This is a genomic window from Streptomyces sp. NPDC090025 (assembly GCF_044748125.1).
Classification (GTDB): Bacteria; Actinomycetota; Actinomycetes; order Streptomycetales; family Streptomycetaceae; genus Streptomyces.
Genome location: NZ_JBIVFL010000005.1, coordinates 409866 through 415865 on the forward strand (window position 1 = coordinate 409866; position 6000 = coordinate 415865).

Here is a 6000-nt window from a genome sequence, read left to right on the forward strand (position 1 = left end):
CCCTCGGGCGGTGACGATCGGCGTGCGCGATCGCCACCGAGACTAACGCGCGCCCCGCACTCCCCCTTCGTACACCCGTGCGCCACCGAGCGCCGGGGTGCGTACGCGTGGCCGCACGCCGGGCCGGGCATGCACCGATGAGGAGCACGAGGAGGGGGGTGTGCGACGTGCACGGGACAGCGTTGTCCGGCTGGCTCCTGGTGGCGCTGTGCGCGGCCAGCGGGGCGTACTGCCTGCTGCGGCTGCGCACCGCCGAGGGGCCCGAGCGGACCGCCGCCGGGAGCGAGGCGGTGATGGGCTTCGGCATGGCGGCGATGGCCGTGCCCGCCGCCGCGCTCACCCCACCGGAATGGAGCTGGCCGCTGTACGCGGCGGTGTTCGGGCTCGCCGCCGCCCACGGACTGCTGGCCGCCGTCCGGCACGGCGGCCACCACCTGCACCATCTGGTGGGCTCGCTCGCGATGCTCTACATGGCCGTGACGATGGCCGCCACCCCCGCCGCCGGTACCGGCGGCCACGCAGGCCACGGCACGGACGCCGTCGGCGGCGGCATAGCCGTGCTCACCGGAGTACTGCTCGCCTACTTCGGGGTGTACGTGCTGCGCTCGGGCGCCCGGCTGGTGCCGGTGCCCGCGGGCGGCCCCGGCGTGGTCACGGCCGCGGGCGAGCTCACCCGGGTGTGCCGTCTGTCGATGGCGCTCGCGATGCTGGCGATGCTCCTGACCCTCTGACCGAGAGGAGCGGAGGGAGCAGGGAGCTCAGACCGTGGGTGGGAGCGCGGGAGCGGGGCGTGGGGTGGGGCAGGGGGGCGGGGGGGGGAGGGGCCCCCGGGGAAGGTGAACGAAACCGTGGCGTACGTCACTTGATCCGCAAGGCCATACCCCGGCCTGGTACCGCGCTCATACAGTGACGCCCATGCTCGTCTCCCTCTCGCTGCTCACGCTCGGCGTCCTGACCGCCGTCGTCGCCCCGAGGCTGCTGGCCCGGGCGGACTGGGCGGAGCGGGAACCCGTGGTGGCGCTGTGGGTGTGGCAGTGCGTGGTGGCGGCGGTCCTGGTGAGCTTCGCGCTGTCGATGACGTTCAGCGCGGCGGTGGCCTGGCAGGCGGTGCGCGGCCAGGTGTTCGCGCCCGCGCCGCGCGCGGTGATCGAGGCGTACGCCCTGGGCACGGACGGCCCCTGGTCGGCGGTGCTCGCCGTGGTGCTCGCGGCGGGCGGCCTGTGGACCGGGGCCATGCTGGGCCGGGAGATCCGCAGGGCGCGGGCGGGCCGCAGGCGACGGCACGGCGAACTGCGGCTGCGCGCGCCGCTGTTGCCCGGCGAGGAGGAGTCCTCCCCGGGGCGGCTGACGGTCCTGGAGGGCGAGCGTCCCGATGTGTGGTGGCTGCCGGGCGGCGCGCCGCGCCTGGTCGTCACCACCGGCGCGCTGCGCCGCCTGAAGGGCCGCCAGCTCGACGCGGTGCTCGCGCACGAGCAGGGTCACGCCAGGGCCCGGCACGACTGGCTGCTGCACTGCGCGGCGGCGCTCGCGGGCGGCTTCCCCGGGGTCCCGGTGTTCGCCGCGTTCCGTGCGGAGATGCACCGGCTCGTGGAGCTGGCGGCGGACGACGTGGCCTCGCGCCGGTTCGGGCGGCTGACGATCGCCCTGGCGCTCGTCGAGCTGAACGAGGACCGCGGTGTCTTCGGCCCCGGCCAGGCCCCGGACGCGCATCTGCCGCGGCGGGTCGACCGGCTGCTCGCCGCCACGCCCCGGCTCGCCCCGCTGCGCCGCCTGCGGCTGACGGCCGCGGCGGCGCTGATCCCGGCGGTCCCGGTGCTGGTCGCGTTCGTGCCGGCCCTGACGGCTCTCGGTTGACGGCTCTCGGCTGACGGCACCGGGCCGGCGGCATCGGGCTGACCGCGCGGGACGCAACGACGCGGAGCCGGACCGGCCGGGGCGGCCGGGGGGCTGGGCCGGACGGCCGGGTGCGGGCGTGGCGGGGGACCCTCGCGCGCGGCGGCGGGTGGGCGTCGGGCAGGATCGGCCCATGCGCATCTCCGCCGTCGTCTCCGGAGCCCTGGCCGTCGTCCTGCTGGTCCTCGTCGCGGTCGGCTGGGCGCCGCTGCTGGCCTTCGACAGAGACGTGGCCGACGCGCTGCACCGCGACGCGGTGGCCGAGCCGGGGTTCGTCCGCCTCAACCGGATCCTGACCGACTGGGTCTGGGACCCGTGGACGATGCGCGCCCTGACGGCCGTCGCCGTCCTGGTGCTGCTGCGGCGCGGCGAGCGGCGGCTGGCGCTGTGGGTGACGGCGGCGACGGTGCTCGCCTGGGGCGTCCAGCAGGGTCTGAAGGCGGCCGTGGGGCGGCCGCGGCCGAGCTGGCCGGACCCGGTCGACTCGGCGCCGTACTCGGCGTTCCCGTCCGGTCACGCCATGGCGGCGACGGTGGCCTGCGGGCTGCTGCTGTGGGTGCTCGCGCTGCACTGGCGGCCGAACTGGTCCGGCTGGGGCACCCTGTCCGGGCTCGCTCTGGTGAGTGTCGTCGGGGTCGGCTGGACCCGGGTCTATCTGGGCGTGCACTGGCCGTCGGACGTGCTGGGCGGCTGGCTGCTCGGCTGGTGCTGCGTGGCCGTCGCGATCGTCACGTACCGGCACTCGGTGGCACGGACACACCGGGGCACACTGGGAGGAACACGATGAAGCCGTCTGTTCTGGACGATCCCCCGCGTCGCCCAGAACAGACGGCAGGTCCCGCCCCCGGCCACGAGGGCGCGACGGCGAGACGCGCTGAGTATACTGGCTCAGAGCCAGTCAACGCAGGAGTCCAGCATGTCCCCGCGTAGCGCATCGGTCAATGAAGAGCTTCGCCGGCGCTCCCGCGAGCGGCTCCTGGCGGCCACCGTGGAGCTGGTCTCGGAGCGCGGGTACGAGGCGACGACGCTCGGCGACATCGCCGAGCGGGCGGGTTCGGCACGTGGTCTGATCTCGTACTACTTCCCCGGCAAGCGCCAGCTGCTGCAGTCCGCGGTGCACCGGCTGATGCATCTCACGCTCGACGCGGCGCTGGAGCGCGAGCCGCGGACGGCGGACGGGCGGGAGCGGCTGGCCCGCGCCATCGACGCGATCCTGGGGTTGGCCGAGGAGCGGCCGGTGCTCATGCGCACCCACATGGCGGGCATCCTGCAGGCCGAGGGGTTCGTGCAGTGCCCGGAGCAGCAGCGGCTTGCCGCGTTGTTGCGGGACACCGTGGTCCGGTACGGCTCCGACGACGTGGACACCGACTATCCGCTGCTCCGCGCGTTGCTCATGGGTGCGGTGTTCGCGGTGCTGCTGCCGGGGGTGCCGATGCCGATCGCGCGGCTGCGGGCCGAGTTGTTCCAGCGGTACGGGCTGGCGTGGGAGCTGGGGGTGCCGCCGGGCGGGGGTCCGCCCGACGGCGCGCCGGGGGGCACCGAGGAGTTACGGGTGCCGTCCCAGACGCCGAGGTCGCCGGAGCGGCCCCGGTCGTCGCCTTCCTAGAGCCTGTCCGGTGGATCAGCGGTCGAAGTGGCCGAAGTCGTCGAAGTAGTCGGGCTGGGTCTGGACGTTGAGCTCGTCCATGCGGATCCGCGCGGCCTTGTCGGTGCGCTTGTCGCGGAGTTTGAGGACGTCGAGGCCCTTGGCGATGTCGTTCGAGTAGATGTGGCCGTTGTAGTAGTAGGCGGACCAGGAGCCGCCGCCCACCAGGGTGGTGGCGGAGATCGGGCCGCGTTCGAAGTAGGCGATCTCCTTCGGGCGGCGCGAGTCGGTGAAGTCCCAGACCGAGACGCCGCCCTGGTACCACGCCTGGACCATGATGTCCTTGCCCTTGACGGGGATCAGCGAGCCGTTGTGGGCGACGCAGTTCTCGGTGTCCGCCTGGTGGCGGGGGATCTTGAAGTAGCCGCGGAAGACCAGCTTGCGCCGGTCGCCCTTGCCGACGATGTCGTAGATGCCGTCCGCGCCGCGCTGGGGGCCGACGGCCGCGTTGCAGGTGGCCGCGCCGCCGCCGCCGAGTTCGTCGGTGAAGACGACCTTGTCGGCCCGCTGGTTGAAGGTCGCGGAGTGCCAGAAGGCGAAGTTGACGTTGTCCTGGACCCGGTCGATGACCCGCGGCCGCTCCGGGTCGCGGATGTCGAAGAGGATGCCGTCGCCCATGCAGGCGCCGGCGGCCAGGTCGCGGTCGGGGAGCACCGTGATGTCGTGGCAGCCGGTGGTCTTGGAGACGCCCGGGTTGGTGGGTCCGCCGGGGTTGCCGCCGCCGTCGGGGCCCTCGCCGGGGAAGAGCACCGGGAAGCCGACGACTCTGGCCTGTTGGGGTGCCTTGCGGGGGACCTTCACGACCGAGATGCCGTCGTGCGGGGGCTGGCAGTCGGGGAAGGCGGCGTTGGGCGAGTACGAGGAGACGTAGACGTACACGTCCTTGCGCTGGGGGACCAGGGTGTGGGTGTGCGAGCCGCAGGCGGTCTCGACGGCGGCGACGTACTTCGGGTGGGCGATGTCGCTGATGTCGAAGATCTTGATGCCCTCCCAGGACTCCTTCACCGAGGCGGGCTGCGGTGTGCTCGCGCAGGAGTTGTCGCTGCGGGAGGAGTCGGTGGACAGGAACAGCAGGTCGCCGGAGACGGACACGTCGTTCTGGGAGCCCGGGCAGAGCACTTGGGCGACGGTCCGCGGGTGGCGCGGGTCGCGGATGTCGAAGATCCGGAAGCCGTCGTAGTTCCCGGCGAAGGCGTAGCGGCCCTGGAAGGCCAGGTCGGAGTTGGTGCCGGGGAGGGCGTCCTTGGGGATGTTGACGAGGTGTTCGATGTTGGCGCTGTGGACGATCTCGTCCACGCCGGGTATCTCGCCGTCCGCGATCGCGGTCCGGGTGCCGGCCGCCTGGTCGGCGGTGACGGCGGCGCGGGCGGGCGGGGCGTCTCCGGGGTCGGGGGTGGCGGTCGCCGGGGTGGCGGCGAGCAGACCGAACAGCAGGGCCGCCGCGGCGGTCGCCGCACCCAGGCCGCTGCGCCGGGTCCGCGACGCGCGCGGGCTGAGTGAGGTACTCGTGGTTCGCACCGAGGTCTCTCCGTCCTCTCTGGCATGCGTTCGCAAGCGAACGGCGGATGGACCCCGGCAGTATCTTCTTTATCGTGTACATCTCAACAGATGGCAACAGAGAAGTAATGAACTTCTTCTTGTGGAGGTCCTGTTGACGAACCGCCGAACGAACAGGCCGTGGACGGTGCCGGGTTGGGGCGGGGGTGGCGGAAGCGCCGTGCTGCTCGCCGGTACGGTGCTGCTCGCCCTCTTCGCCCTGACCGCCTGCGAGTCGGGCTCGGGGCGGGCCGACTCGGTTCCCGGGGGCGGGAGTTCGGGCGGGAGTCCGGCGATCGTGGCTCCTGGCAGGCCCGGTGAGCCCGCGCGCCGGGTGTCGCCCGAGGAGGCGGCCCGGCTGATGCCGGACGAGCGCCCCAACAGCGCCGACCACGCCTACGTACAGATGATGATCGAGCATCATCGGCAGGCCCTCACGCTGACCGCGCTGGCACCGGGGCGGGCCTCGTCGGCGGGGGTGCGGAAGGTGGCGGAGCGGATCTCGGCGGCGCAGGGGCCGGAGATCGGCGCGATGGAGGCGTGGGTCGAGAACAACGGCGGTCCGCGCGCGCTGCCGGGTTCCGGCGGGCACGCCGGGCACGGCGGGCGGGCGATGCCGGGCATGGCGACCGAGGCGCAGCTCGCGCAGCTGCGGGCGGCCAAGGGGGCGGCGTTCGACCGGCTGTTCCTGAAGTTGATGATCGCCCATCATGAGGGGGCGATCTCGATGGCGGCGGACGTGCTGCGCGAGGGCAACGCGGTGCTCGTGGAGGAGATGGCCGACGATGTGATCGCGCAGCAGTCGGCGGAGATCGAGCGGATGCGGGGGCTCTAGGGCCTGTCTGACAATTCGCGTCGGATCAGGCCGGGTCGTTCGGTGCGTGCGATCGGCGTGCGGCCGGGGCGCCCTTGTAGCGGAGCTACTT

6 protein-coding genes are annotated in these 6000 nt (G+C 73.3%); 5 read left to right on the forward strand and 1 reads right to left on the reverse strand.

Annotated elements, in window-relative coordinates; genetic code table 11:
• The first annotated feature begins 167 nt into the window (after positions 1-167).
• The 4 genes from ACIPXM_RS16120 (at position 168) to ACIPXM_RS16135 (ending at position 3499) form a co-directional block, all read left to right on the forward strand.
• Positions 168-731 carry a DUF5134 domain-containing protein gene (locus tag ACIPXM_RS16120; protein ID WP_401655543.1) on the forward strand — a complete coding sequence of 188 codons (564 nt, stop codon included), beginning with the start codon at positions 168-170 and terminating at the stop codon, positions 729-731.
• Between the two features lie 184 nt (positions 732-915).
• A complete protein-coding gene (locus tag ACIPXM_RS16125) occupies positions 916-1854 on the forward strand; it encodes a M56 family metallopeptidase (protein WP_401655544.1) in 939 nt (312 codons plus the stop codon).
• A 172-nt stretch (positions 1855-2026) separates the two neighbouring features.
• Positions 2027-2680 (forward strand): phosphatase PAP2 family protein, encoded by a 654-nt coding sequence (locus tag ACIPXM_RS16130; RefSeq protein WP_401655545.1) that lies wholly within the window; start codon positions 2027-2029, stop codon positions 2678-2680.
• A 129-nt stretch (positions 2681-2809) separates the two neighbouring features.
• Entirely contained in the window at positions 2810-3499 is a 690-nt protein-coding gene (locus ACIPXM_RS16135) for a TetR/AcrR family transcriptional regulator (protein WP_401655546.1), read from the forward strand.
• A gap of 15 nt (positions 3500-3514) precedes the next feature.
• Here ACIPXM_RS16135 and ACIPXM_RS16140 read toward each other — a convergent pair whose 3' ends face one another.
• Positions 3515-5056: an LVIVD repeat-containing protein gene (locus ACIPXM_RS16140; protein ID WP_401655547.1), complete on the reverse strand. Its 1542-nt coding sequence runs from the start codon at positions 5054-5056 to the stop codon at positions 3515-3517.
• A gap of 202 nt (positions 5057-5258) precedes the next feature.
• Here ACIPXM_RS16140 and ACIPXM_RS16145 point away from each other — a divergent pair, with 202 nt between their 5' ends.
• Positions 5259-5909, forward strand: a complete 651-nt coding sequence (locus ACIPXM_RS16145) for a DUF305 domain-containing protein (protein WP_401655566.1) — start codon at positions 5259-5261, stop codon at positions 5907-5909.
• Positions 5910-6000: the final 91 nt, after the last annotated feature.